We start from the raw sequence: 22379 nt of genomic DNA, 5'->3' as shown, positions 1-22379 counted from the left end.
TGGTCAACCCTGCAGAAGTTCGGGGGGCGGTGACCTCAGATGTTCGAGCCGTCCGGCGGCACGCCGTCGGGCAGCGCGGCGGCCGCGCCGGTCCCGTCACCGGCGCCCGGGCAGTCGAGGTCGAGCGTGTACGCGGTCATCGAGAGCGAGCCGTAGGCGTAGCCGTCGACGAGCACGTCGGCCCCGCGGTCGGCGGCGCCGGCCAGGCCGGCGAGGTAGAGCAGCGGGATGTAGTGGTCGGGCGTGGGCACGGCGGTGCGGAAGTCGCGGTGCGCGTCGGCCGCGGCGACCTCGGCCGGGTCGTCGGCCATCGTCGCCTTGATGTGCTCGTCGAAGCGCTGCGCCCAGTCGAAGCCCTGGTCGGGCAGCCCGCCGTCCATGCCGCCGAGGTTGTGCACGACGTTGCCGCTGCCGATCACCAGCACGCCCTGCTCGCGCAGCGGGGCCAGCCGCGCGCCGAGGTCGAGGTGGTAGTCGAGCGGCTTGTCGGCGTTGATGCTCAGCTGCATGACGGGGATGCCCGCGTCGGGGAACGTGTGCATGAGCACCGACCAGGTGCCGTGGTCGATGCCCCAGCTGTCGACGTCGGCGCCCACCCAGGTCGGGTGCACGGCGTCGCTGACCTCCTCGACGAAGGACGGCATCCCGGGCGCCGGGTAGTCGACGTCGAACAGCTCCTGCGGGAAGCCGTAGAAGTCGTGGATCGTGCGCGGCCGCGGCATCGCGGTGACGGCGGTGGCGTTGATGTACCAGTGCGCCGACACCACGAGGATCGCGCGCGGTCGCGGCACCGCCTCGCCGAGCGCCCGCCAGGCCCGCGTGTAGCGGTTGTCGGCGAGCGCGTTCATCGGGTTGCCGTGGCCGATGAACGCGGCAGGCATCAGGTCGGGTGCGACGACGCCGGTCACGAGACTCCCTCGGCGTGCGGGTGCGGATGCGGATGGTCGTGACCGTGGGCGTGGTCGGCGTGCCCGACGCGCTCGACGCCACGACTCGCGGGCGTCGGTACGGGAACACCCGGCTCGAGCCCGGCGGCGACCGCGGCCGCGGTGGCGGCGGCCAGGACGTCGACGGCGGGACGACCGCTCTGCGCGGCCGCCCGGGCCACGTCCTCGAACTCCGGCGTCGCCCGCACGACCCGCCCGCCGTCGTGGCTGACCTTGATGCCGACCCGCTGCCCGGCGACGTCGACGTCGACCCAGGTCCGCGGCAGCGCGTGCTTCTCGACCGTGGTCTGCCGCACGCCGATGGTCGAGGTCTGCGCGTGGACGACCGTCCGCAGCCGCGGCGCCGTCTCCGGCGTGCCGAGCACGGTGAGGACGTGCGCCGGGCGACCCTTCTTCATCGCGACCGGCGCGAGCCAGGCGTCCTGCGCACCGGCCCCGAGCAGCGCGGTGAGCACGCCGGGCCAGAGACGGGGGTCGAGGTCGTCGACGTTCGCCTCGAGGACGACCCCGGTCTGCCCGCGAGCGGGAGCGGGGTTGCCGGTGCGCTCGCCCACGAGGACGCGGGTGAGGTTGGGCCGGCCGGCGGTGTCACGCGTCCCCGCGCCGCTGCCCGAGGTCTCGAGCCGCATGGCCGGCAGGTCCTCGCAGGCCTGCGCGAGGGTGGTCACGAGGGCCATCCCGGTCGGGGTGGTCAGCTCGCCCGGCCCGTCGCCGCGGACGCGCCAGCCGCGCGACAGCTCGACGACCGCCGGGCCGGGCACGGCGATGCGTCCGTGCGCCATCCGGACGGTGCCGGAGCCGAGGGCGACCTCGCCGGCGCTCAGCGTCTCCACCTCGAGGTCGGCCAGCGCCGCGCAGACGCCGACGACGTCGGCGATCGAGTCGAGGGCCCCGACCTCGTGGAAGTGCACGTCGGCCGCGGGGATGCCGTGCGCGCGGGCCTCGGCGTCGGCCAGCCGGCCGAACACCGCGAGCGCGTCGCGGCGTACGCGCTCGGGCACCTCGGCGTCGCCGAGCATCACCTGGATGGTGCGCCAGTCGCGGTGCGGCGGGTCGTCGACGAGCATCCGCACGTCGGCCTTCGTCGCCCGCATGCCGGCGCGCGTGACCGTGCGCACCTCGATGGCGACCGCACCGGCGACGACGGCGTCGACCGCCCGCTGCACGGCGTCGAGCGACGCGCCGGCGTCGAGCAGCGCGCCGAGCAGCATGTCGCCCGCGACGCCGGCCGACGCGTCGACCCAGACGTGCCTCACGCGCCCGTCCCCTGCTGAGGTGCGGCTGCGGGCGTGGGCTCGGCGATCTGCGCGGCCAGGTGACCGGCGCCGTAGCCGTTGTCGATGTTGACGACGCTCACCCCGGGCGCGCAGGCGTTGAGCATGGTCAGCAGCGCCGCAACACCGCCGAACGCCGCCCCGTAGCCGACCGAGGTCGGCACCGCGACGACCGGCGCCCGGACGAGCCCGGCGACCACGCTCGGCAGCGCCCCGTCCATGCCGGCGGCGACGACGATCGCGCGGGCCGAGCGCAGCAGGTCGAGCTTGCCGAGGATCCGGTGCAGCCCGGCCACGCCCACGTCGACGACGAGCTCGGCGGGCCGGCCGAGGTGGCGGGCGGTCAGGTACGCCTCGCGGGCGACCGGCAGGTCGGAGGTGCCGGCGGCCAGGACGAGCACGAGCCCACCGGTCCCCTCCGGCTCGGCGGCCGGCCAGGCCACGATGCGGGCCACCGGGTCCCACGACGCGTCGGGCAGCGCCTCGAGAACGGCGGCGGCGTGGTCCTCCCCGGCCCGGGTGAAGAGCGTCTTGACGTCCGGCCGCCCGGCGACGACCCGGGCGATCGCCCCGACCTGCTCCGGCGTCTTGCCGGCGCAGTAGACGGCCTCGGCGTAGCCGCGACGCTCCTGCCGGTCCAGGTCGAGCTCGGCGACGCCGGCCAGCGGGTCGCTCACGCGCGCTGCCCGAGGGCGCTGAGCGTGAACACGCCGGACTGCATCCCGCCCAGGTCGAGCGCGACGAAGCGGAAGCCCGCCCCGAGCACGGCCTCGCGGACGGCGACGCGCAGCGGGTCGGACACCGCCCGTACGAGGTCCTCGGCCGGCAGCTCCACGCGCGCGACCTCGCCGTGGTGGCGCACCCGCGCGTCGGCGAACCCGAGCCGCCGCAGCCCCTGCTCGGCCCGGTCGACCTGGCCGAGCTTCTCCGGGGTCACCTCGGTGTGGTGCGGGATCCGCGAGGCCAGGCACGGGGCGGCCGGCTTGTCGGCGCACGGCAGCGCCCAGGTGCGGGCGAGGCGGCGCACGGCCTCCTTGTCGAGCCCGGCGTCACGCAGCGGGGCGAGGACCCGGTGCTCGACGGCGGCGCGGCTGCCGGGCCGGTCGGGGCGCAGGGCGTCGTCGAGGTTCTCCCCGTACGCGACCGCGTCGAGCGACTGCGCCCGGACGACCTCGTCGGAGATCCGCGTGAACAGCTCGTTCTTGCAGTGGAAGCAGCGGTCCGGGCCGTTGGCGCGGTAGGCGGGCAGGCTGCCCTCGTCGGTCGCCACCTCGACCAGGGCCGCACCGATCACGCGCGCGACCTCGTGCGCGGCGGCGCGCTCGTCGGTCGCCAGGCTCGGCGACACGCCCAGGACCGCGACCACGCGGCCGGGCCCGAGCACCCGGACGGCGGCGGCCAGCAGCACGGCGGAGTCCACGCCGCCGGAGAAGGCGACGCCGAGGCGGTCGACCCCGGCGAGGGCCCCGCGGACCGCCTCGAGCGCGGCCTGCTCCTCGGCCGCGTCGGCGCGGGGGCTGGCGAGGTCGACGACCTCGAGGGGGGCTGGCGCGGGCACGGTTCCTCCGATGGGGCGGGGCGACGAGGTCGGGCGGGTTCCGGACGGGTCCGGGGACGCGGGGAGTCCGGGGTCGAGCCTCACCCCGAACCGTCCGGCGCGGGTGGGCGGGTCACCCGTCGAGACCCGTCGGGCCGAGCAGCGTCAGGAGCGCGGCCGGCGGGTTCATGCCGCCACCCTGCCCGGCGGCCCCGCCGCGCACAAGGAACGGGCGCCGCAGGATCGCGGTGAGCGGCCGGGCGGCTGCGGCCGCACGCGTGCCGCCCGCTCTGCGGTAGACCGTGGGGGTGCCCCCTGAGCTCCCGGTGCTGCTGGTCCTCGACCTCGTCGGAACGTTCGCCTTCGCGCTCAACGGCGCCCTGACCGCGATCCGTACGGTCGACGTCGACCTCGTGGGCGTGCTGACGCTCGGCATCATCACCGCGGTCGGCGGCGGGATCGTCCGAGACGTGCTGCTGGGGGCGCTGCCGCCGGCGACGTTCGTCGACTGGCGCTACCTGGCGGTGGCAGCCGGCGGGGCGCTGCTCGCGTTCCTCTTCAGCCCCCAGCTGCGCCGCCTGCGGATCTCCATCCACCTCCTCGACGCGGCCGGGCTGAGCCTGTTCGCCGTGACGGGCACGGGCAAGGCCCTCGAGCTCGGCATGGGGCCCGCGCAGGCGATCCTGCTCGGTGCGCTGACCGGCGTCGGCGGCGGGACCGTGTGCGACGTGCTCATCCGGCGGGTGCCCGACGTGCTGCGCACCGGCCTCTACGCCATCCCGGCCCTGGTCGCGGCCGCGCTCGTCGTGGTCGCGAGCCGGACCGGCGTGGACGAGCTGCTGGGCGCCCCGGCGGCGCTGAGCGCGGCCGCGGTGTGCTTCGCGATCCGGATGGTCGGGCTGCGGTTCCGGCTGAACGCACCCCGCCCGCGCGGCGTCCCCCGCCGCCCGCCCGGTCAGAACCCGTGAGACCGGCCCCCACGCCTCGTGCCGCCTACACCTCGATGACGCCCTCGAGGTAGGGCACGCAGCCGCCGCCCAGCACCACCCGGTCGCCGGCGAGCCGGCAGGCGAGCTCCGCACCCCGACGAGAGGCCTGCTGGGCCAGGAACGAGGTCCGCCCGGTCCGCGCCGCCCAGAACGGGACGAGCCCGCAGTGCGCGCCGCCGGTCGCCGGGTCCTCGTCGATGCCCTTGGCCGGGGCGAAGTAGCGGCTGACGAAGTCGTACGGCCCGTCCCCGGCGGCCGTGACGACCACCCCGCTGCGGTCCAGCCGCGCGACCGCGGCGAGGTCGGGACGCAGGGCGCGGACCTCGTCGGCCGACGCCAGCAGCGCGAGGTGGTTGCCCCCGTCGGTCGCGGTCTCCACCGGCGTCGTGCCGAGGGCGGCGGCCAGTGCGGCGGACGGCGGCTCCGGCGTGACCGTCCGGACCGGCAGGTCGATCGCGTACGCGGTCCCCTCCCGGCGCACCGTCAGCGGGCCGCTGGCCGTGGCGAAGACCACCTCCGACCGGCCCGGTTCGAGGCGCTCGAGCACGACCGCGCCCGCCGCGAGGGTCGCGTGCCCGCACAGCGCGACCTCGGTGACCGGGGTGAACCAGCGCAGCCGGTGCCCGTCCGCCGCTACGACGAGGAACGCCGTCTCGGCCAGGTTGTTCTCCGCCGCGACCGCCTGCATCAGCGCGTCGTCGAGGAGCTCCTCGAGCACCACCACCGCCGCCGGGTTGCCGGTGAAGCGCCGCGTCGCGAAGGCGTCGAGCTGGAAGAGGGGCAGCCGCACCGCCGCATGCTAGGCCGCGGTCAGCCCGGTCGGCCGAGGTCGACCAGGCCCACCTCGTACGCCAGCACCACGGCCTGGGTGCGGTCCCGGGCCCCGAGCTTGCGGAGGACGGCGGCCACGTGGGTGCGGACCGTCTCCGTCCCGAGCACCAGCCGGGCCGCGACCTCGGCGTTCGTGAGGCCCTGGGCCACGAGGGCGAGGACCTCGGCCTCGCGTGGGGTCAGCGGTGGCCCCTCGTACGGCGCGGGTGACGGCCGGTGGGCGGCCAGGGCGAGCTGGCGCACCGCGTCCGGGTAGAGGAGGCTCGCCCCCGCCGCCACGGCGCGCACGGCGGCGACCAGCTCGGCGGCCGTCGCCCGCTTGAGGACGAAGCCGGCCGCCCCGGCCCGCAGCGCGGCGAGCACGAAGTCGTCGCTGGAGAAGGTGGTCACCACCAGGACCTTCGGCGGCCGCGGCAGCCGGAGCACGAGCTCGGTGGCCCGGATGCCGTCGACGTCGGGCATCCGGACGTCCATGCAGACCACGTCAGGCTCGAGGGTGCGGGACAGCGCCACCGCCTCGGCGCCGCTGCCGCCCTCGCCGACCACCGCCAGGTCCGGCTCGGCCTCGAGGATCATCCGCAGCCCCTGGCGCACGAGGGGCTCGTCGTCGACGACCAGCACCCGCAGCACGGGGGCGTCCGTCTCAGCCACGGGTGCCGTTCCTGGGCAGCTCGACGTCGAGGACCCAGCGCCCGCCGACGGGACCGGCCTGCACGCTGCCGCCCAGCAGCCGTACCCGCTCGGCGACGCCGGTGAGCCCGAGGCCGCGCGCCGTCGCGGGCACCGTGCCCGCCGGCGTCCGGGGGCTCGACACCTGCACCCGCAGCGCGCGGGCCGTCGTGGCGACGCGCAGCTGCACAGCACCCGGCGCGGCGTGCCGGGCCGCGTTGGTCAGGCCCTCGGCCACGACGAGGTACGCGGTCGTCGACGTCAGCCGCGGGACCCAGGGCAGCTCGTCGACCCGGCAGTCGAGCGTCATGCCGCCGCTGCGGTAGGTCGCGAGCAGCGCGTCGAGCCGGTCCAGGCCCGGGGCCGTCTCACGCACCACCGCACCGCTGCGCAGGCTGCCGAGCAGGTCGTCGAGCTCACCCAGCGCGCCGCGGGCGGTGTCCTCGATGGTCCCGAGCGACTCCTCGGTCCGGCGGGGGTCGCTGGCGAGCACCCGCCGGCCGGCAGCGGCCTGCAGCCCGATGATCGTCAGGGCGTGGCCGATCCCGTCGTGCAGCTCCCGGGCGAGCCGGGTGTGGGCGGCCTCGGCCTCGAGCCGCGCGAGGGCGACGACCAACCGGTCCTGCGCGGTCGGGCCGAGCAGCCGGGCGACGGCCCGCACGGCCAGGCGGCGCAGACCCGTCACCGCGAGCCCGACGAGGAGGACACCGGCCAGGCCGGTCGCGAGCGCGGCGGGCCCGGACCACGGCGCGAAGGTCCGCCCCGCCAGCTGCACGGGTCCGCCCCGCAGCTGGACGACGACGGACGCCACCAGGGCGGGCAGCACCCCGACCAGCAGCACCCCGGCCAGGAGGCCGAGCACCAGGTGGGTCGCGACGGTGGCGACGGTCCGGCGCCGGTGGGTGGCAGCGGGCTCCTCCGGCAGCACGAGCTCGCTGCGGACCCCGAGCAGCGTGCGGGCCGCCGTGACCTCGAGCTCGCGGACGCCGGGCAGCAGCCCCAGCAGGGCGACGAGGAGGACCAGGGCCAGGGTCAGCGCCACGCTCGCCGACCCCCGTCCCGGGGCGACGACCTGCACGAGCCCGGTGACCAGCAGCAGCGCCGCCAGCCCGATCGCGGCGCCCACCAGCAGCCAGGCGGCCCCGAGCGCCTCGCGGCGCAGGACCGGCCGGCTCGGCACGACGCGGCGTCGCGAGGGGGCCATGGCTCATCCTCTCGCGGGCGCCGGCGCGCCCTGGACGGAGCGGTGCTGCGCGTAGCCCCACACCGCCAGCGCCAGCGCCGGACCCCAGACCCAGAACGGGAAGACCAGCGCGAGCTCGAGCCGCTCCAGCCGGGTGAGCCCGTCCCCGACCTCGTCCGCCGCCGGCAGCAGCGCCATGCGCAGCATGGGCACGGCCGCCGCCGACAGGAGGCCGGCGACGAGGCCGCCGGGCACGGCGGCCGCCGCGACCGGCACGCGTCGTCCAACCAGACGCGGGAACCACCGCGGGAACCGCTCGCCCCACGGCAGCACGAGCCCGAGGGTCAGCACGCTCCCGAGCAGGGCGGCGCCACCCAGCAGCAGGCCCCACAGGCGCATCTCCCCGCTCAACCCGCCCGGGGCGAGCAGCGGGTGGGGCGTCAGCCAGGTCAGCCGCAGCAACCCGTACGGCAGCGGCCCGGCGGCGGCGACCAGGGTGAGGGCGACGCGGTGCCGCAGCACCCAGCCGCCCGCCGTCCGTACGCCCTCCGAGCCGCGGAGCAGCCGCAGGACGACGAGCACCCAGGCCGCGGTGACGGCGACGACCAGCACGGTCGTGCCGATCCGGGGCGCCGCCGCCGCGAAACCGGCGGCGAGGGCCTGCCCCAGCCGGCCGAGGGCGGCGGTCGCCGAGGTCCAGGACCTCGCGACGGCGAGGAGCACGGCGAGGACGCCGACGAGCACCGGCCAGCGGAGCCGGCGGTAGCGGCGGACGACCAGGGCGAGCAGCACGACGACGCCGAGCGGCAGGGCCGCCGCCAGGAGGTAGCCCGCCAGCGAGATCGTCGTGACGCTCTGCAGGGCGACGCCGAAGCCGGCCACCTCCACGAGCGCGAGCACGAGCAGCCGGCGGGACCGTCGCCGCGGGGCCCGGAGGGCGGAGAGCGCGCCGGCCGCTCCCGCCAGCCCGAGCGCCCCGACCACCGCGGCGGTGGCGCGGGGACCCAGCAGCGCGCGGAGGACGAAGACCTCGGGGTCGCGGGAGAGCGCCGAGGCCGGGTGGACGGCCAGCCACGCGCCGACGGCAGCAGCCACCAGCCCGAGCAGGGCGGCGACGAGCAGCAGCGGGCGTGGTGGCGCCGTCGGGCGCGGAACCAGGGCGGACGGCGGCTGCGGGAGCGGGGTGCGGGTGGGCATGCCTCCACGCTCGCCGTCACCGGCCGGCCGGACCTCCCCCGAGCGGGTGAGGTGCCGTGCCGTCCGGGTGAGGCGGTTCCTCGTGAGCGCCTCAGGGGCAGGTGACGGAACCGTTCGCGGTGATGGTGTCGTCGTTCGTGATGCTCACGAGCCTGGTGTTCTTGACGGTGTAGGTCGTGCCGGACACGGAGGGCTTCGAGGTGCCGTCGGCCAGCGTGTAGCCGGTCGAGTGCGGGACGGCGAAGGTGAAGTCGTCGGCGTCGATGAGGCCGCTGTACGTCTGCTCCTCACCGTCCACCGTGACGGCGAGCTGCGCCATCCCGTCGTGGCAGGCGTTCGCGGTCATCCGTCCGGACAGTGCGCCGGTGAAGGTGATCTCCCCTCCGGACGACCCGGGCGCGGAGGACGCGGGCGCGGAGGCGGGCGGCCCCGAGCTGGCTGCGGAGCTGGCCGGGGCGGGCGTCGCGCTGCCGGCCTCGGACGCGGACGACGAGCAGCCGGCGAGGGCCGCGCAGGCGACCAGCGGGGCCAGGACAGGCACGGTGACGCGCGAGGAGACGCGGGAGACGAGACGCACGGGTGGGCTCCGATCCGACGGCGACGTGCTCCCGGAGACGCGGATGAAGGTCCTGATACGTCCGGTGCCACACTGCGGCGATGACCTCGCCTCCCGGCGTCGTCGGGGTGTTCGACCGTGCGGCGGCCACGTACGACGCCGTCGGCGTGCCGTTCTTCCGCCCCATCGCCGCGGGGCTCGTCGACGCGCTCGCGCCGCGGCCCGGGGAGCGTGCCCTCGACGTGGGCTGCGGCCGCGGGGCGGTGCTCGAGCTCCTGGCCCGGCGGGTCGGTCCGGACGGCCGGGCCGTCGGCCTCGACCTGGCCCCGGAGATGGTCAGGCTGACCGCCGCCGACCTCGCCGACCTCGCCCAGGTCGACGTACGGGTGGACGACGCGCAGCGGCCCGGCCTGCCGCCGCGGTCGTTCGACCTGGTCGCCTCCTCGCTCGTCCTCTTCTTCCTGCCCGACCCGCTCGCGGCCCTGAGCCGCTGGGCCGAGCTGCTGGTGCCGGGCGGCCGGGTCGGGGTCACGACGTTCGCCGGGGAGGACGAGGCCTGGCGTGCGGTCGACGACGTCTTCCTGCCCTACCTGCCGCAGCCGGACCCCGGCGGCTCGACCACCTCGGGAGCCGATCCCTTCGACTCCGACGAGGGCGTGGAGGGGCTGCTGGCCGGGGCCGGGTTCGAGAGCGTGCGGACGGTCGCCGCGACGCTGGAGGTGCGCTTCCGCGACGTCGACCAGCTGCTGGACTTCAGCTGGTCGCACGGGCAGCGGGCGCTGTGGGAGGCGGTCGGCGAGGAACGCCGGGGCGACGTCCGGGCGGCGGTCGCCGCCCGCGTGGCCGACCTGGGCCTGGACCGCGGCGAGATCGCGTTCACGCAGCGCGTCCGCCACACGTCGGCGAGCCGGAGGTGACCGTGGACGACGCGCCGGTGCCGGGAGCCGATGGCGCCCGGCGGCTCGCGGAGACCATGTTCGCCGAGGCGCTCGCCGCAGGCCAGAGCACGCGGGCCGTCGCCGACGACGCCGTGGCGGACGAGGTCCGCCAGGCCCTGCGCGACCTCGGGCGGACGGCCGACGTCCGCCTGCGCACCGCACGCATGAATGACCTCGTCGTCGTCGCGCGGCTCGACGCCGCGATCTGGACCGACGACACCGCCACCATGCGCGCCAAGCTGACGCCGCCCTCCTGAACCCCACCGGGACCGTCGGAGCCACCTCGTACGCTTCCGGGCGTGATGCGCGACGAGCCGACCAGGGACTGCCGATGAGCAAGGTCGACGCCCAGCGGGCGATGCGTGAGGCGAAGTACGCGCGGCTGAGGGCGAGCGGCCCGACCCGGCGCGAGGCCGCGGCCCAGGCCGCTCCCGAGCCGACCGCCCTGGTCGAGGAGGTCCCCGCGACGACGAGCCCCGCGCCCAAGGTCAAGAAGCCGCGCGCCGCGAAGACCACGGCACCGACCGCGGCGACCGGGGCCGAGGACGCCCTCCTGCCGGTCGAGCCGGCCGCGACCGACGGGCTCTGCGGGCACAAGTCCATGAACGGTCGCGCCTGCACCCGCCCGGCGGGCCACGCCGAGAAGAGCCACCGCTACGGCTGATCCCTCCCTCTGAGGGCCCGCGTCAGCGGGCGACGCGCGCGCCGGTCAGGACCAGGCCGCGCGGCTCGAAGGCCTCGACGGCGGGCGGTGGCTCCGTCGTCGCCGCTCAGGCGGTCCGTGCGAGGTCGAAGAGCTCGGCCCGCAGCGACCCCAGTGCGGCGACGCGGGCCCCGCGGAGCGGCGCGCCCCCACCCAACCCCGCCGGGACGACGCGGGTCGGCGGGACGAGCAGGGCGTCCGCACGGTGGACCAGCCGGGCGGTGAAGTCCGCCGCGCCGGCCCAGGGCCCTCCCACGACGACGGCCGCGGGGTTGAGCAGCGCGGCGACGGTGACGAGCACGCCGGCGACGGCCTCGACGACGACGTCGCGGCGTCGCACGTCCTCCCGGTCGCCGCCCTCCAGCACCCGCACCACCGCGTCGACCGCGATCGTGTCGGAGCCCGGGCGCAGCAGCCCGAGCTCGCCGAAGCAGTCGACCAGGGCCATCGCCCGCCCGCCGGGCCCGGTGGTCAGCACGTGGGCGGGCTCCCCCGCCAGGCCGGTGTGGCCGCGGACGAGCTGCCCGCCCTGCACGAGCGCACCGCCGAGCCCGTGCCCGAGGTGCAGGTAGCAGAAGTCCTCCACCCCGGCCGCGACCCCCTCGTCGCGCTCGGCGAGCGCGGCCCAGTTCACGTCGTTGTCGACCTCCACCCCGACGCCGAGCAGCGGCTCGAGCAGCGGTCGCACGTCGAGCTCGTCGACGAGGAACGGCGAGTGCGGCAGGTGCACGAGCCGCCCCGTGGCGCGGTCGACCGGACCGGCGAGCGACAGGGCGCAGGCGCGTACGGGGCCGGGCAGGTCGGTCGTGGCCTCCTCCCCGAGGCCGGCGAGGAGGGGCGCGAGCACGGCTCCGGTCACCGGGCTCGGCGTGGCCCGCGACGTCCGTCGCAGCACGGCGCCGCGCACGTCGAGCACCTCGGCCACGAGGCCGTCGGGCCCGCCCTCGAGGGCCAGGGCGACGCCGAGGTCCCCGCGCAGCCGGTAGTGGACGCCCGCCGGCCCCCGTCGCCCCGACGGCGCGGCCCCGACCTCCACGAGGACGCCGTCCTGCTCGAGGCGGCGCACGGCCTCCGACACCGTCGGCTTGGAGATGCCGGTGGCGGCCGCGATCTCGGCCCGCGTCATCGCCTCGGTGGCCAGCAGCTGGTCCACGACGTGGCGGTCGGTGATCCGGCGCAGCAGCGCCAGGGAGGCCCGCGGCGTGCCGGACGTGTCGGTCATGGGGTCCTCTCGTCGCACCGCCGAAAAACAGTAAGGAGTCCTTGCACTTTAGCCGGACGGTGTCCTACAGTTCCACCACGGGTTCAGTAAAGAGTCCTGACTACTCACCGCGGAGGTCACCACCATGTCCACGAGCACCGCTGCCTCGACGCCGGTCAGCGCGCTGACCGGGCTCCCCCACTGGGAGACGATCCCCGACGACATCCCTGCGGCGACGGGGCAGATCAAGGCCGCGATCCGCGCCCGGATCGAGGCGTCGGGCCGCACGGTGGAGCAGGTCGTCGCGGAGGTCGAGGCGTTCCTCGAGGGCGAGATCGCCGACATCGAGGCGGCGCGGGCCCGCGGCGAGGACGTCTGGCCGGTCATCGAGTACGCCGACATCGAGGCGGGCACGGTCAGCGAGGAGCAGGTGGCGCTGTTGAAGCGTCGCGGCTGCGCCGTGGTGCGCGGGCACTTCGACCGGGACCGGGCCGAGGCCTGGGACGCCGGCGTCGTGGACTACGTCGAGTCGAACCGCTTCTTCGAGAGCTACGCCGGGCCGGCCGACGACTTCTTCGGCACGCTCGGCGCGGAGATGAGCAAGCCGGAGATCTACCCGATCTACTGGTCGGCGGCGCAGATGGAGGCCCGCCAGGACCCGCGGATGGCGACGGTGCAGGCGTTCCTCAACGGCCGCTGGACGCACGAGAGCGAGGGCCGGCGCTGGTTCGAGCCCGAGGTCGACACCCTCTACCCCGACCGGATCCGCCGCCGCCCGCCGGGCGCGACCTCGGGCGGCCTGGGCACCCACCTCGACCCCGGGACGCTCGACCTGTGGATGACCGAGGGCTACCAGCAGCACTTCCGGCACCTGTTCTCCGGCGACGTCGCCGCGTACGACCCGTGGGACGCCGCGTACCGCACCGAGGCGGCGCAGTACCCGGGCTCGACCATGTGCTCGGCGTTCCGCACGTTCCAGGGCTGGACGGCGCTGAGCGAGATGGCCCATGACCAGGGCGTGCTGCACACGGTGCCGATCCCGAAGGCGATGGCCTACCTGATGCTCCGCCCGCTGCTCGACGACGTCGACGAGGGCGAGATGTGCGGCGTGCAGCCGAACCGCACGTTCCCGGTCAACGAGCGCTACCACGCCATCCTGACCCGGGCCCTGTCCGGCATCCCCGACGTCGAGCCGGGCGACTCGGTGTGGTGGCACTGCGACATGATCCACGCGGTCGCGCCGGTCACCGACCAGCAGGGCTGGGGCAACGTCATCTACATCCCGGCCGCCCCGCGCTGCACCAAGAACGAGGCGTACGCCGCCTCCGTGCGCGAGGCCTTCCTGACCGGCAAGAGCCCCTCGGACTTCCCCGAGGAGGACTACGAGGCGAGCTGGCCGAACCGGTTCGGCCCCGACCGGCTCAACGAGATCGGCCGCCGCGGGCTCGGCCTCTGACCCGGCCCCTGCGTCCGCCTGCCCCGGGCGTCACCAGAAACCCACGACATCGTGAGATGGACGTGCTCTGCCCAGCTTGCAGACCGTGCAGAGCACGAGGACTTCGCGACCAGCGCGACGGACGGTCCGACTCGGGGGCAGCGAGCTCGTCTGCTCAATAGGAAGCGCCAGATCGCTTGCCGACCCCTCCTGGGGCCGTTCCGAGCGATCTGGCGCTTCCTTGTGAGCAAGACCCGGGACAGGAACCGCTAGAGCGCGGAACCGTCGCCGAGCTGGTGGTACGCCCGGTCGTGGTAGACGAGCGGGGCCGTGGCCCCGGGCTGCGCCGACTCGAGCACGCGGACCAGGACCAGGAAGCTCGACCCGGCCGGGATGCGCTGGACGACCTCGCCGCGCACCCACGCGGGGGCGTCGTCGAGGACCGGCTCACCGGTCGGCAGCCGGTGCCAGTCGACACCGGCGAACCGGTCGACGCCGCGGGTCGCGAACCGGGCCGAGACGTCGACCTGCTCGGCGCCGAGGAAGTTCACGGTGAGCGACGTCGCCTCGGCCAGCGTCGGCCACGCAGACGAGGTCGCGGCGATGGAGAACGCGAGCAGCGGCGGGTCGGCGGACACCGAGATCACCGACGTGGCCGTGAAGCCCACCGGCCGGTCGCCGTCGGCGAGCGCGACGATCGCCACGCCCGCGGGGTGGCGGCGGAAGATCGCCTTGAACGTGTCGGCGGCGACGGCCGCAGGCACGTCGGCGACTGGTGCCGTGGCGGCGACCTCGGTCAGCGGGGTCACCGGCAGGCCCTCGCGGGTGCTGGGGTCGGCGGTCATGAGGTCCTCTTCTCGGGGATGGGGGTCCCGAGCAGCGCAGCGACGAGCGGCCCGGCCTCGTCGGCCCACCGGGCCGCGAGGTCGTCGAGGTCACCGAGCTGGGACTCGGTCACGGCGAAGGGTCGGGTGGGCGCGAGCGCGCCCAGCTCGACCAGGAGCGGCCGCAGCAGGTGCTCGGCCACGAAGGCGTGCGCCGGGCTGGCGGACACCGTGACGGGGACGACGAGCGTCCCCTTCAGGCCGCCGCCCGGGTAGCGGTCGACGAACGCCTTGAGCAGGCCGGTGTAGCTGGCCTTGTAGACGGGCGTGGCCACGACGACCACGGCCGCACCGGCCACGGTCGCGGCGGCCCGGTCGGCGTCGGGCGCCTCGGGGCTGAAGAGCTGCGACGCGACGTCGGCGAGCTCGACCTCCGTCACCGGTCCCGTGAGGCCGGCGCGGTCCGCGACCCGCTCGGCGAGGGTGCGGGCGACGAGCAGCGTCCGCGAACCCTTCCGCGGGTTGCCCGACAGCGCGACGACCTCCGTACGCGTCGGCGTCTCGACGGCGGCGCCGCTCATGCGCCCACCTCCGCCGTGGCCGCGGCCGGCGCCGCGAGCTGACCGAGCCCGAGGTGGTCGCGCAGCGTGGTGCCCGCGTACTCGGTGCGGAACGACCCGCGCTCCTGCAGCAGCGGGACGACCTCGTCGGCGAACCGGTCGAGCCCGCCCGGGGTGATGTGCGGGACGAGGATGAAGCCGTCGCAGACGTCGTCCTGCACGTAGCGGTCGATCTGGTCGGCGATGGTCTTCGCGGAGCCGACGAAGTTCTGCCGGTTCGTCGTCTCCACGACCAGCTCGCGCAGCGAGAGGTGCTCGGCCTCGGCGCGGGCGCGCCACTCGCGTGCCGTCGCGACCGGGTCCTTGTGCATGCGGACGCTGGCGCGGCCCTTGCTGATCAGCTCGTCGCTGACGACCGGGTCGAACGACGGCGGCGGGCCGTCGGGGTCGAGGTCGGACAGGTCGGTGTTCCACAGCTGCTCGGCGAGCTTGATCGCCGTGGCCGGGCTGACCTGCGCGAGGCGCACCTCGCGGCCCAGCTCCTCGGCCTCGGCGTCGGTGTCGGCCAGGGCGAACGTCGACGCCGGCAGCACGACGAGCTGGTCGTGGCGACGGCCGTACCTGCCGAGGCGACCCTTCACGTCGGCGTAGAACGCACGGCCGGCCTCGTACGTGCCGTGCCGGGTGAAGATCGCGTCGGCCGTGGCCGCGGCGAACTCGCGCCCCTCGTCGGAGTCGCCGGCCTGGAAGATCACCGGGCGGCCCTGCGGGCTGCGCGGCGTGGTGAACGCGCCGGAGATGTCGAAGTGCTGGTCGTGGTGGCGGAACGTCCCCACCTCGGGCCGCACCAGGAACTCCCCCGTCTCCTTGTCGGCCACGATCTCGTCGCCGCGCCAGGAGTCGAACAGCGCGAAGGCCGCGTCGAGGAAGTGCTGGGCCCGGCCGTAGCGCTCGTCCTGAGGGAGGAAGCCGCCGCGGCGGAAGTTCTCGCCGGTGAAGGCGTCCCAGGACGTGACGACGTTCCAGGCCGCGCGCCCGGCCGACAGGTGGTCGAGCGAGGCGAACTGGCGGGCGACCTCGTACGGCTCGTTGAACGTCGAGTTGATCGTCCCCGCCAGGCCGAGCCGCTCGGTGACGGCGGCGAGGGCGGCCAGCACCGTGAACGTGTCCGGCCGACCCACGACGTCGAGGTCGTAGATCTGCCCGCCCTGCTCGCGCAGGCGCAGCCCCTCGGCGAGGAAGAAGAAGTCGAACTTCGCCCGCTCGGCCGTCTGGGCCAGGTGCCGGAACGAGGAGAAGTCGATGTGGCTGCCCGCCGCGGGGTCGCTCCACACGGTCGTGTTGTTGACGCCCGGGAAGTGGGCGGCGAGGTGGATCTGCTTGCGCGGCTTGCCGCGGACGGTCTGCTCGGTCACGCGAGGGCCTCTCCGGTGGTGGCGTAACGGTTGGCCGGGCGCTCCAGCCCGAGGCGCTCGCGCAGGGTGCCGTCGTCGTACGCGGTCCGGAACGCCCCGCGGCGCTGCAGCTCGGGGACGAGCGCGTCGACGACCGCGTCGAGGTCCTGCGGCAGCGCGGCCGGCCGCAGCCGGAAGCCGGTCAGACCGGCCTCGGCGCGGGCGAGCAGCAGGTCGGCCAGCCCCTGGGGCGTGCCGACGAACAGCTCCGCGTCGCTGGCGAAGCGCCGCCCGGACCACGCCTCGAGCTGCGCCCAGCGGGCGTCGGCCTGGGCCTGGTCGTCCTCGAGCAGCACGACCAGGTCGCCGAACACGTGGTCGGGACCCACCCGGCCGGCGGCCCGGCGCGCGGCGACGATCTCGGCGACCTGCGCACCCGCCGTGGCGTTGTCGTGCGGGGTGATCAGGACCACGTCGGCGGAGCGGGCGGCGAAGGCGCGCGGCACCTCGGCGTGCGCGAGGGCGACGACGACGGGCTGGCCCTGGGGCGGGCGCGGCGTGATCGACGGGCCGCGCACGGAGAAGAAGCGGCCGGCGAAGTCGACGTAGTGCAGCTTGTCGCGGTCGACGAACCGTCCGGTCGCGACGTCGCGGATCTCCGCGTCGTCCTCCCAGCTGTCCCACAGCCGACGCACGACCTCGACCGCGTCCCCGGCCTCCTCGAAGAGGTCGCGGACGACCGCCTGGGTGGCCTCGTCGTCGACGAACGGGTCGCCCCACGCCTCGCGCCGCCCGAAGTGGGCGACCTCCTCGGGGCGGGCCGACACCTGCGGGCGCCAGCCGCCGCGGCCCTGGGACACGTGGTCGAGGGTGGCGATGGCCTTCGACAGGTGGAACGGCTCGGTGTGGGTCACCGTCGCGGTCGGCACGAGCCCGATCCGGCTGGTCAGCGGCGCCACGCGGGCGGCGACCAGGACGGCGTCCAGGCGCCCGCGGACCTCGTCGGTGCGGTGGTCGGGCCCGACGGGCGAGGTGCTCTGCAGCGCCAGCCCGTCCTCGATCGTGACGAGGTCGAGCAGCCCCTCCTCCGCGCGCCGGACCAGGTCGACCCAGTAGCCGGGCGTGAGCAGGTCCCGCGGACGGGCGGCCGGCAGCCGCCAGGCAGCGGGGTGCCAGCCGGCGCCGTCGAGGGCGACGGCGAGGTGCAGCGGGGTGGCGGTCACTGCGCCCTCCTCGGGTGCTCGTACGGATCGGTCGTGCTCGTGGGCAGGAACGACGGCGTCCCGCCGATGCTCGCCCACCGGGTGCTGGTCCGGAACGCCGGCAGCTCGGCGAGCCACGCCGCGTAGCGCGCCAGGTGGCGGAACGCGGTCAGCGGCGGGCCGACCTGCACGGAGTCGTACCGGGCCAACGTGACCCACAACCGGATGTCCGCCTCGGTGATTCCGTGGCCGACGAGGAAGCCGCCGTCGGCCAGCCGGTCGTCGAGCGCGTCGAGGGCGGCCAGCAGCGCGGAGCGTGCCTCCGGCGCCGCTTGTCCCCCGCCCGCGGCGCGGCCCAGGCCGTGGTTGACCGCCGGCCCGAGCCAGGCGTCGAGGGCGTCGATCTCGGCCCGGTGCTCGACCGGGTAGGTGTCGATGCCGGGGGTCCGGTAGCCCGGGAACTGCGTGGCCACGTCGATCCCGAGGGTCGCGTAGTCGTTGCTGACGATCCGCAGGGTCTTGGTGTCCCAGAGCGCCGGGACGTTGACCAGGCCGTCGAACCCGGGCTCGGTCACCTCGTACGCCTCGCGCAGGAAGGTGAAGCCGTTGACCGGGTCGGGCCCGTCCGCCTCCCGGAAGGCCCATCCGCGGCCGTCGCGGACGTCGTCGACGTAGGACACGCCGACCGTGGAGAGGAGCCCGTTGACCGCCAGCTCGAGCACCACGCGCTGCGACCACGGGCAGGTCCAGCTGGCGTAGAGGTGGTAGCGGCCGGCCTCGGCCTGGAATCCGGTCGAGCCGTCGGCGCTGAGCCGCCCGGTGAAGCGGTAGAGCGGGCGGGGGTCGTCGGGGCGCTGGGGGTTGCGGTACGGGCCGTACGTCGCGAGGTCGGCGGCGCCGGCGAAGGCGGGCCGCGGTGGGGAGAGGGTCATCGGTCGGCTCCGGTCGAGGGGACGGTGCAGGGGCTGGCGGGGACGCTGCCGGCGTCGAGGTCGGCGAGGCTCGCCAGGGCGGACCAGGCGGGCGCCGGGCGGTCGTCGGGCGACGGGCGACAGCTGCCACCGTCGGCGGCGTAGGTCCAGCGGGGGCCGTCGGCGAGCAGCTGGTCGAGGGCGCCGAGCAGCCGGTCGACGTCGGCCGAGCTCGAGCCCACGCCGAGGCTGGCACGGACCAGGCCGTCGCCGGCGGCCACGCCCAGGCGGGCCAGGAGCGGGTGGGCGCAGAAGCGACCGTCGCGGACCCCGATGCCGTGCTCGGCGGAGAGGTACGCCGCGACCTGCGCGGAGCGCCAGCCGGGCACGGCGAAGCTCACCACCCCGACGGCGTCGGGCGCGTCCGACCAGATCCGGACCGGCTCGACCCCGCGCTCCCGCAGGCCACCGACGAGCCGGGCGCGCAGCGCGGCCTCGTGCGCACGGACCCGGTCGACGCCGGTCTCGGCCAGCGCCCGGAGCGCCTCGGCCAGGGCGAGGGCGCCCAGCACGGCGGGCGTGCCACCCTCGTGGCGCTCGGGGCTGCGGGCCCAGGTCGTGCTCGCGCCCCCATCGGTCATCGTGACCTCGCGGACGGCCCCGCCGCCGGCCAGGTGCGGTTCGGCGGCGTCGAGCCAGTCGCGGCGTCCGACCAGGGCGCCGACGCCGTACGGCGCGTAGACCTTGTGGCCGGAGAACGCGACGTAGTCGGCGCCGGTCGCGGTGAGGTCGAAGCCCCGGTGCGGCAGCAGCTGCGCGGCGTCGACGGCGAGCCGGGCGCCGGCGGCGTGGGCCAGATCCGCCAGGCGGCGCAGGTCAGGCACCTCGCCGGTGACGTTCGAGGCGCCGGTCACGGCGAGCAGGGCCGCGGGCTCGCGGGCGAGCTCGGCGGCCAGCAGGGCCTCCGTCGCCGCGAGCGTCGACGCGCTGCGGACGACGCGGGCCCCGTACGGGCGGCGCGGGGAGCGCCACGGCAGGAGGTTCGCGTGGTGCTCGACGTCGAGGACGACGACGTCGCCGGGCACGGCGCCCGCGAGCAGGTTCAGCGCGTCGGTGGTGTTGCGGGTGAAGACCACGACGTCGTCGGCCCGGGCGCTGACGAAGGCGCCGACCGTCTGCCGTGCCTGCTCGTAGAGGGCCGTGCTCAGCTGCGAGAGGTAGCCGGCGCCGCGGTGCACGCTCGCGTACGCGGGCAGCGCGGCGGCGACGTGGTCGGCGACCCGCTGCAGGGCCGGGGCGCTGGCCGCGACGTCGAGGTGCACGGAGCGAGCCTGGCGGCCGCCGACGAGCGGGACCACCCAGCCGGCGCCCACGGTGGGCAGCAGGGGCGGCACGGCCGCGGCCGCCGCGGGTCGCGAGGTGGGCACCGCGGGGCGAATCAGGACAGACATCGAGGACCCTCCGGAGGGTTCAGGACCCCGTCGGAGCGGGGCCGCGCTTGCCGGTGCCCGTGCGGCACCGGCCGTGTCATCACCCGGGGCACCCCACCGCGGAGGAGGGTTGCCGGCCAGCAAGCCGGGGCTTGTCGCTGACGCTCGTGACGCAGGCACTCTAACTCGGTATTTCCTAGTAGTGGACTTAGGTACGGATGGTGGACAGGTGTGGCGTCCTCACAGGGAGCGGAGGAGCACCGACAGGCGCGCCGCGACCTCGGCCGGGCACGGAGCCCCGGCGGGCGTAGCGCGCGGTCCCGCCCGCTCCGTGGGCGTCGCGGCCCTGGAGGGACGCGCGTCCGCGACCGGTGCCGCACCCCGGAGCGCCGCCGTGGCGGGCCTGCGGTCCACGTCAGGACCTCGTACCCGCACCGACGGGCTCGCCGCCGCGCGCCTCGTCGGCCGCGCTGCGGGGCAGGGCGAGCAGCGCCCGCGCGACGTGGTCGTTGAGCCGGTGGACCGGCGCGTTGGTGCAGGGCCGCGCGAAGGCCGCCGCCTTGACGGCCGTGTGCATCCCGAGCACGAAGCGCCGCTCCGCCACCGAACCGTCGGCTCGCACCAGCCGCTGCGCCGGATCCGTCCGCAGCTGGCCGGTGTCGACCGGCTCGCTGTCGGGAGCGAGCAGCACCTGGGAGACCACGTCGCCGCGGGCGGCGAGCGCGGTCAGCAGCGGGTCCTCCGCGCGCGCCAGGTCGAAGGCGGGCAGCGTCGCCTCGACGAGCGCGTGCGCCTCGACCTCGCCGGGAACGTTCGTCGAACGGGCCACGAACACCCCGCGCTCCCGGTCGGCCTCGACCTCGAGCCCGCCGCCGAGGAACGAGACCACGCCCGCCTCCTCCAGCGCGAGCAGCTGCTCGAGCCGGTCCGGCGGCGGCCCGCTGGCCCAGAAGCTGAAGAAGCCCATGAACCAGCCGTAGAAGTCACCCAGCAGCGATCGCGGGTCCATGAGCGGCGACGCGAGCGCGGCACCGATCACCGGCATCACGGCCAGCAGCGCGTGGAAGGCGCCGAGGTCGGCGCTCCAGCGCGGGTCGGCCCGGCGGTCGACGTCGTCGCGGACGTGGCGCCGCAGCACCTGCGTCAGCTCGGCGCGGTCCGCGACGTGGACGTCGCGCAGCGGCCGGTCGACCACGGCCGGGTCGAAGCGGTCGGCCGGGTCGGGCACGACCTCGGCGATCCACCGCTCGTACGCCTCGCTCCCCCACTCCAGCGCGGCGAACGTCTCGGCGAACTCCTCCCACGCCACGGCGATGCGGCCGGGGTGCCCGAGGCCGAGCTCGAGGTAGGAGGCCCACGCGACCTCGCGGCCGATCAGCGGCCAGAGGTCGGCGAGGAAGTCGATGGGCTCGCCCCGCGCGAGCAGGGCGCCAACGGCCTCGGACGTGCAGAAGGTGGTCCGGGTCGGCTTGGGCGCCTGCAGCCGGTACATCGGCTTGGCGTGGTACGGCACGCCGCGCCGCGAGCCCACGAGCAGGTGCGGCTCCGCACCGGACGGCAGGTAGCGCAGCCGGCCGGCGGCCGCGCGCTCGCCGCCCTCCGCGGGGACGAAGCGGCCGCCGCGGCCCTCCGTGACCAGCACGAGGAGGTCGACGAAGTCGAGCCCGAAGCCGCGCACGAGGACGTCCTGCCCGCCCGGGACGCCGTCGAGGTCGAGGTCCCCGGCGTAGCCGGGCGGCAGGTAGAAGAGGTCGTGCTCGTCGGCGAACGCGCCGAGCGCCGCGAACCGGGGCGCCGGCGCGACGTCGACGTGGCTGTTCGTGAGGACGACGGCGTCGACCGCGAGCAGCTCGCCGTCCTCGAGCACGACGACCTCCCGCGCCCCGGGCTCGCCGCTCCCCTCGAGCAGGTCCACCGCGCGGTGGGCGTGCGTACGGACGGTGACGCCGGCGGGCAGGCGCGAGAGCGTCCGGTCGACGGCCCAGGAGAGGTACGCGCTCGCCAGCCGGCGGGTCGGGAAGTCCAGCGGGCCGAGCCGGCCCGCCTCGTCCGCGAGCTCGGGGTCGTCGAGGTCGGCGCCGTAGGTCTCGCACCACTCGGCCAGGGTCGGGCCCGGGGTCACCGGCCCGCCCATGACGACGCTCTCGTCGACGAAGGCGGTCAGGTCCTCGGTCGTGGTGTTCAGCCGCAGCAACGCCGACTGCGCGTCGCGCCACACCCGGCCGCCGCCCGGCGGGTAGGGGTCGACCAGGTGGATCTCGACGGGTCCCGCGTCCTGGGCGGCGGCGTTCGCGACCAGCCGCTCCAGCAGGCCCGCGCCCCGCGGGCCCACGCCGATCACGGCGAGCACGAGGCCCGGCCGTCCGTCGGTCGTCGCTGGCACAGCTCTCCTCGGGGGTCGTCGTCTGGAGAATTCTCTACAGGATTACTCGGGAACGCGGCGAGGTCCACGTCTGTTCCGTCACGTGCGCGCCGTCCGCTCCCAGCCACGCCCCCTGAGCTCGTCGAAGGGCCTCGTTGGGTTCTCGTGATCGTTGCAACGCCTCTATTGGTGGAGGTGGATGTTGACGTTCGGAGTGGGGGTCCGTCAGCGAGTGT

General features: G+C 75.9%; 22 protein-coding genes and 1 riboswitch. Of the genes, 5 read left to right on the top strand and 17 right to left on the bottom strand.

What is annotated here, in order from left to right; genetic code table 11:
* Window positions 1–35 precede the first annotated feature (35 nt).
* The 4 genes from ygiD to larE are packed head-to-tail and all read right to left on the bottom strand — an operon-like array spanning window position 36 to window position 3779.
* Window positions 36–908 (bottom strand): 4,5-DOPA-extradiol-dioxygenase, encoded by an 873-nt coding sequence (ygiD, locus tag BMY04_RS21070; protein ID WP_232506554.1) that lies wholly within the window; start codon window positions 906–908, stop codon window positions 36–38.
* Window positions 905–2203, bottom strand: a complete 1299-nt coding sequence (larC, locus tag BMY04_RS21065) for a nickel pincer cofactor biosynthesis protein LarC (protein ID WP_091186575.1) — start codon at window positions 2201–2203, stop codon at window positions 905–907. Before larC ends, ygiD begins: the two co-directional genes overlap by 4 nt.
* Entirely contained in the window at window positions 2200–2898 is a 699-nt protein-coding gene (gene larB / locus BMY04_RS21060; protein ID WP_091186572.1) for a nickel pincer cofactor biosynthesis protein LarB, read from the bottom strand. Before larB ends, larC begins: the two co-directional genes overlap by 4 nt.
* Window positions 2895–3779: an ATP-dependent sacrificial sulfur transferase LarE gene (gene larE / locus BMY04_RS21055; RefSeq protein ID WP_091186568.1), complete on the bottom strand. Its 885-nt coding sequence runs from the start codon at window positions 3777–3779 to the stop codon at window positions 2895–2897. Before larE ends, larB begins: the two co-directional genes overlap by 4 nt.
* A 287-nt stretch (window positions 3780–4066) precedes the next feature.
* Here larE and BMY04_RS21050 point away from each other — a divergent pair, with 287 nt between their 5' ends.
* Window positions 4067–4726: a trimeric intracellular cation channel family protein gene (locus BMY04_RS21050; protein ID WP_091186724.1), complete on the top strand. Its 660-nt coding sequence runs from the start codon at window positions 4067–4069 to the stop codon at window positions 4724–4726.
* A gap of 25 nt (window positions 4727–4751) precedes the next feature.
* On the opposite strand, the gene BMY04_RS21045 is transcribed toward BMY04_RS21050, so the two are convergent.
* The 5 genes from BMY04_RS21045 to BMY04_RS21025 all read right to left on the bottom strand — a co-directional run bounded on the left by BMY04_RS21045 (window position 4752) and on the right by BMY04_RS21025 (window position 9204).
* A complete protein-coding gene (locus BMY04_RS21045; RefSeq protein WP_091186564.1) occupies window positions 4752–5537 on the bottom strand; it encodes a PhzF family phenazine biosynthesis protein in 786 nt (261 codons plus the stop codon).
* Window positions 5538–5557: 20 nt separating this feature from the next.
* The gene (locus tag BMY04_RS21040) at window positions 5558–6229 is read right to left on the bottom strand and encodes a response regulator transcription factor (RefSeq protein ID WP_269766243.1); all 672 of its coding nucleotides are present in this window, start codon (window positions 6227–6229) and stop codon (window positions 5558–5560) included.
* Window positions 6222–7451: a sensor histidine kinase gene (locus tag BMY04_RS21035; protein ID WP_091186561.1), complete on the bottom strand. Its 1230-nt coding sequence runs from the start codon at window positions 7449–7451 to the stop codon at window positions 6222–6224. The genes BMY04_RS21040 and BMY04_RS21035 overlap by 8 nt, the downstream gene beginning before the upstream one ends.
* Window positions 7452–7454: 3 nt before the next feature.
* The gene (locus tag BMY04_RS21030; RefSeq protein ID WP_091186557.1) at window positions 7455–8627 is read right to left on the bottom strand and encodes a hypothetical protein; all 1173 of its coding nucleotides are present in this window, start codon (window positions 8625–8627) and stop codon (window positions 7455–7457) included.
* 91 nt (window positions 8628–8718) lie between these two features.
* The gene (locus tag BMY04_RS21025; RefSeq protein ID WP_091186554.1) at window positions 8719–9204 is read right to left on the bottom strand and encodes a hypothetical protein; all 486 of its coding nucleotides are present in this window, start codon (window positions 9202–9204) and stop codon (window positions 8719–8721) included.
* Between the two features lie 80 nt (window positions 9205–9284).
* Here BMY04_RS21025 and BMY04_RS21020 point away from each other — a divergent pair, with 80 nt between their 5' ends.
* The 3 genes from BMY04_RS21020 (at window position 9285) to BMY04_RS21010 (ending at window position 10785) form a co-directional block, all read left to right on the top strand.
* A complete protein-coding gene (locus BMY04_RS21020; RefSeq protein ID WP_091186551.1) occupies window positions 9285–10100 on the top strand; it encodes a class I SAM-dependent methyltransferase in 816 nt (271 codons plus the stop codon).
* A gap of 17 nt (window positions 10101–10117) precedes the next feature.
* Entirely contained in the window at window positions 10118–10378 is a 261-nt protein-coding gene (locus BMY04_RS21015) for a hypothetical protein (protein WP_139210070.1), read from the top strand.
* Between the two features lie 74 nt (window positions 10379–10452).
* Window positions 10453–10785: a hypothetical protein gene (locus BMY04_RS21010; protein WP_091186542.1), complete on the top strand. Its 333-nt coding sequence runs from the start codon at window positions 10453–10455 to the stop codon at window positions 10783–10785.
* 106 nt (window positions 10786–10891) lie between these two features.
* Here BMY04_RS21010 and BMY04_RS21005 read toward each other — a convergent pair whose 3' ends face one another.
* Window positions 10892–12046, bottom strand: coding sequence for an ROK family transcriptional regulator (locus BMY04_RS21005; RefSeq protein WP_091186538.1), 1155 nt, complete (start codon window positions 12044–12046; stop codon window positions 10892–10894).
* Between the two features lie 124 nt (window positions 12047–12170).
* Between BMY04_RS21005 and BMY04_RS21000 the strand changes: the two genes are divergently transcribed.
* Window positions 12171–13481 carry a DUF1479 domain-containing protein gene (locus tag BMY04_RS21000; protein WP_091186534.1) on the top strand — a complete coding sequence of 437 codons (1311 nt, stop codon included), beginning with the start codon at window positions 12171–12173 and terminating at the stop codon, window positions 13479–13481.
* Window positions 13482–13729: 248 nt separating this feature from the next.
* On the opposite strand, the gene BMY04_RS20995 is transcribed toward BMY04_RS21000, so the two are convergent.
* The 7 genes from BMY04_RS20995 to BMY04_RS20965 form a co-directional block, all read right to left on the bottom strand.
* Window positions 13730–14305: a flavin reductase family protein gene (locus BMY04_RS20995; protein WP_091186530.1), complete on the bottom strand. Its 576-nt coding sequence runs from the start codon at window positions 14303–14305 to the stop codon at window positions 13730–13732.
* A complete protein-coding gene (locus BMY04_RS20990; RefSeq protein ID WP_091186527.1) occupies window positions 14302–14865 on the bottom strand; it encodes an NADPH-dependent FMN reductase in 564 nt (187 codons plus the stop codon). The genes BMY04_RS20995 and BMY04_RS20990 overlap by 4 nt, the downstream gene beginning before the upstream one ends.
* Entirely contained in the window at window positions 14862–16259 is a 1398-nt protein-coding gene (locus tag BMY04_RS20985) for an NtaA/DmoA family FMN-dependent monooxygenase (RefSeq protein WP_091186523.1), read from the bottom strand. Before BMY04_RS20985 ends, BMY04_RS20990 begins: the two co-directional genes overlap by 4 nt.
* Window positions 16256–17461 carry an LLM class flavin-dependent oxidoreductase gene (locus BMY04_RS23185; protein ID WP_091186520.1) on the bottom strand — a complete coding sequence of 402 codons (1206 nt, stop codon included), beginning with the start codon at window positions 17459–17461 and terminating at the stop codon, window positions 16256–16258. Before BMY04_RS23185 ends, BMY04_RS20985 begins: the two co-directional genes overlap by 4 nt.
* The gene (locus BMY04_RS20975; RefSeq protein ID WP_091186517.1) at window positions 17458–18372 is read right to left on the bottom strand and encodes a glutathione S-transferase C-terminal domain-containing protein; all 915 of its coding nucleotides are present in this window, start codon (window positions 18370–18372) and stop codon (window positions 17458–17460) included. Before BMY04_RS20975 ends, BMY04_RS23185 begins: the two co-directional genes overlap by 4 nt.
* The gene (locus BMY04_RS20970) at window positions 18369–19802 is read right to left on the bottom strand and encodes an aminotransferase class V-fold PLP-dependent enzyme (RefSeq protein ID WP_091186513.1); all 1434 of its coding nucleotides are present in this window, start codon (window positions 19800–19802) and stop codon (window positions 18369–18371) included. The genes BMY04_RS20975 and BMY04_RS20970 overlap by 4 nt, the downstream gene beginning before the upstream one ends.
* A 38-nt stretch (window positions 19803–19840) precedes the next feature.
* A riboswitch (SAM riboswitch) is annotated at window positions 19841–19954 on the bottom strand.
* 242 nt (window positions 19955–20196) lie between these two features.
* Window positions 20197–22164, bottom strand: a complete 1968-nt coding sequence (locus BMY04_RS20965) for an FAD/NAD(P)-binding protein (protein ID WP_091186509.1) — start codon at window positions 22162–22164, stop codon at window positions 20197–20199.
* Between the last annotated feature and the right edge of the window lie 215 nt (window positions 22165–22379).

The organism is Microlunatus flavus (assembly GCF_900110855.1).
Lineage (GTDB): Bacteria > Actinomycetota > Actinomycetes > Propionibacteriales > Propionibacteriaceae > Microlunatus > Microlunatus flavus.
Note: the sequence above shows the minus strand (reverse complement) of the source record. Positions and strands in the feature narration are given on the sequence as shown.

What these genes read in the sequence shown, in the direction of transcription:
- BMY04_RS21035 (WP_091186561.1), bottom strand. Translation starts at nt 7,451, where the DNA reads ATGGCCCCCTCGCGACGCCGCGTCGTGCCGAGCCGGCCGGTCCTGCGC.
- BMY04_RS21030 (WP_091186557.1), bottom strand. Translation starts at nt 8,627, where the DNA reads ATGCCCACCCGCACCCCGCTCCCGCAGCCGCCGTCCGCCCTGGTTCCG.
- BMY04_RS21020 (WP_091186551.1), top strand. Translation starts at nt 9,285, where the DNA reads ATGACCTCGCCTCCCGGCGTCGTCGGGGTGTTCGACCGTGCGGCGGCC.
- BMY04_RS21010 (WP_091186542.1), top strand. Translation starts at nt 10,453, where the DNA reads ATGAGCAAGGTCGACGCCCAGCGGGCGATGCGTGAGGCGAAGTACGCG.
- BMY04_RS21005 (WP_091186538.1), bottom strand. Translation starts at nt 12,046, where the DNA reads ATGACCGACACGTCCGGCACGCCGCGGGCCTCCCTGGCGCTGCTGCGC.
- BMY04_RS21000 (WP_091186534.1), top strand. Translation starts at nt 12,171, where the DNA reads ATGTCCACGAGCACCGCTGCCTCGACGCCGGTCAGCGCGCTGACCGGG.
- BMY04_RS20995 (WP_091186530.1), bottom strand. Translation starts at nt 14,305, where the DNA reads ATGACCGCCGACCCCAGCACCCGCGAGGGCCTGCCGGTGACCCCGCTG.
- BMY04_RS20990 (WP_091186527.1), bottom strand. Translation starts at nt 14,865, where the DNA reads ATGAGCGGCGCCGCCGTCGAGACGCCGACGCGTACGGAGGTCGTCGCG.
- BMY04_RS20975 (WP_091186517.1), bottom strand. Translation starts at nt 18,372, where the DNA reads ATGACCCTCTCCCCACCGCGGCCCGCCTTCGCCGGCGCCGCCGACCTC.
- BMY04_RS20970 (WP_091186513.1), bottom strand. Translation starts at nt 19,802, where the DNA reads ATGTCTGTCCTGATTCGCCCCGCGGTGCCCACCTCGCGACCCGCGGCG.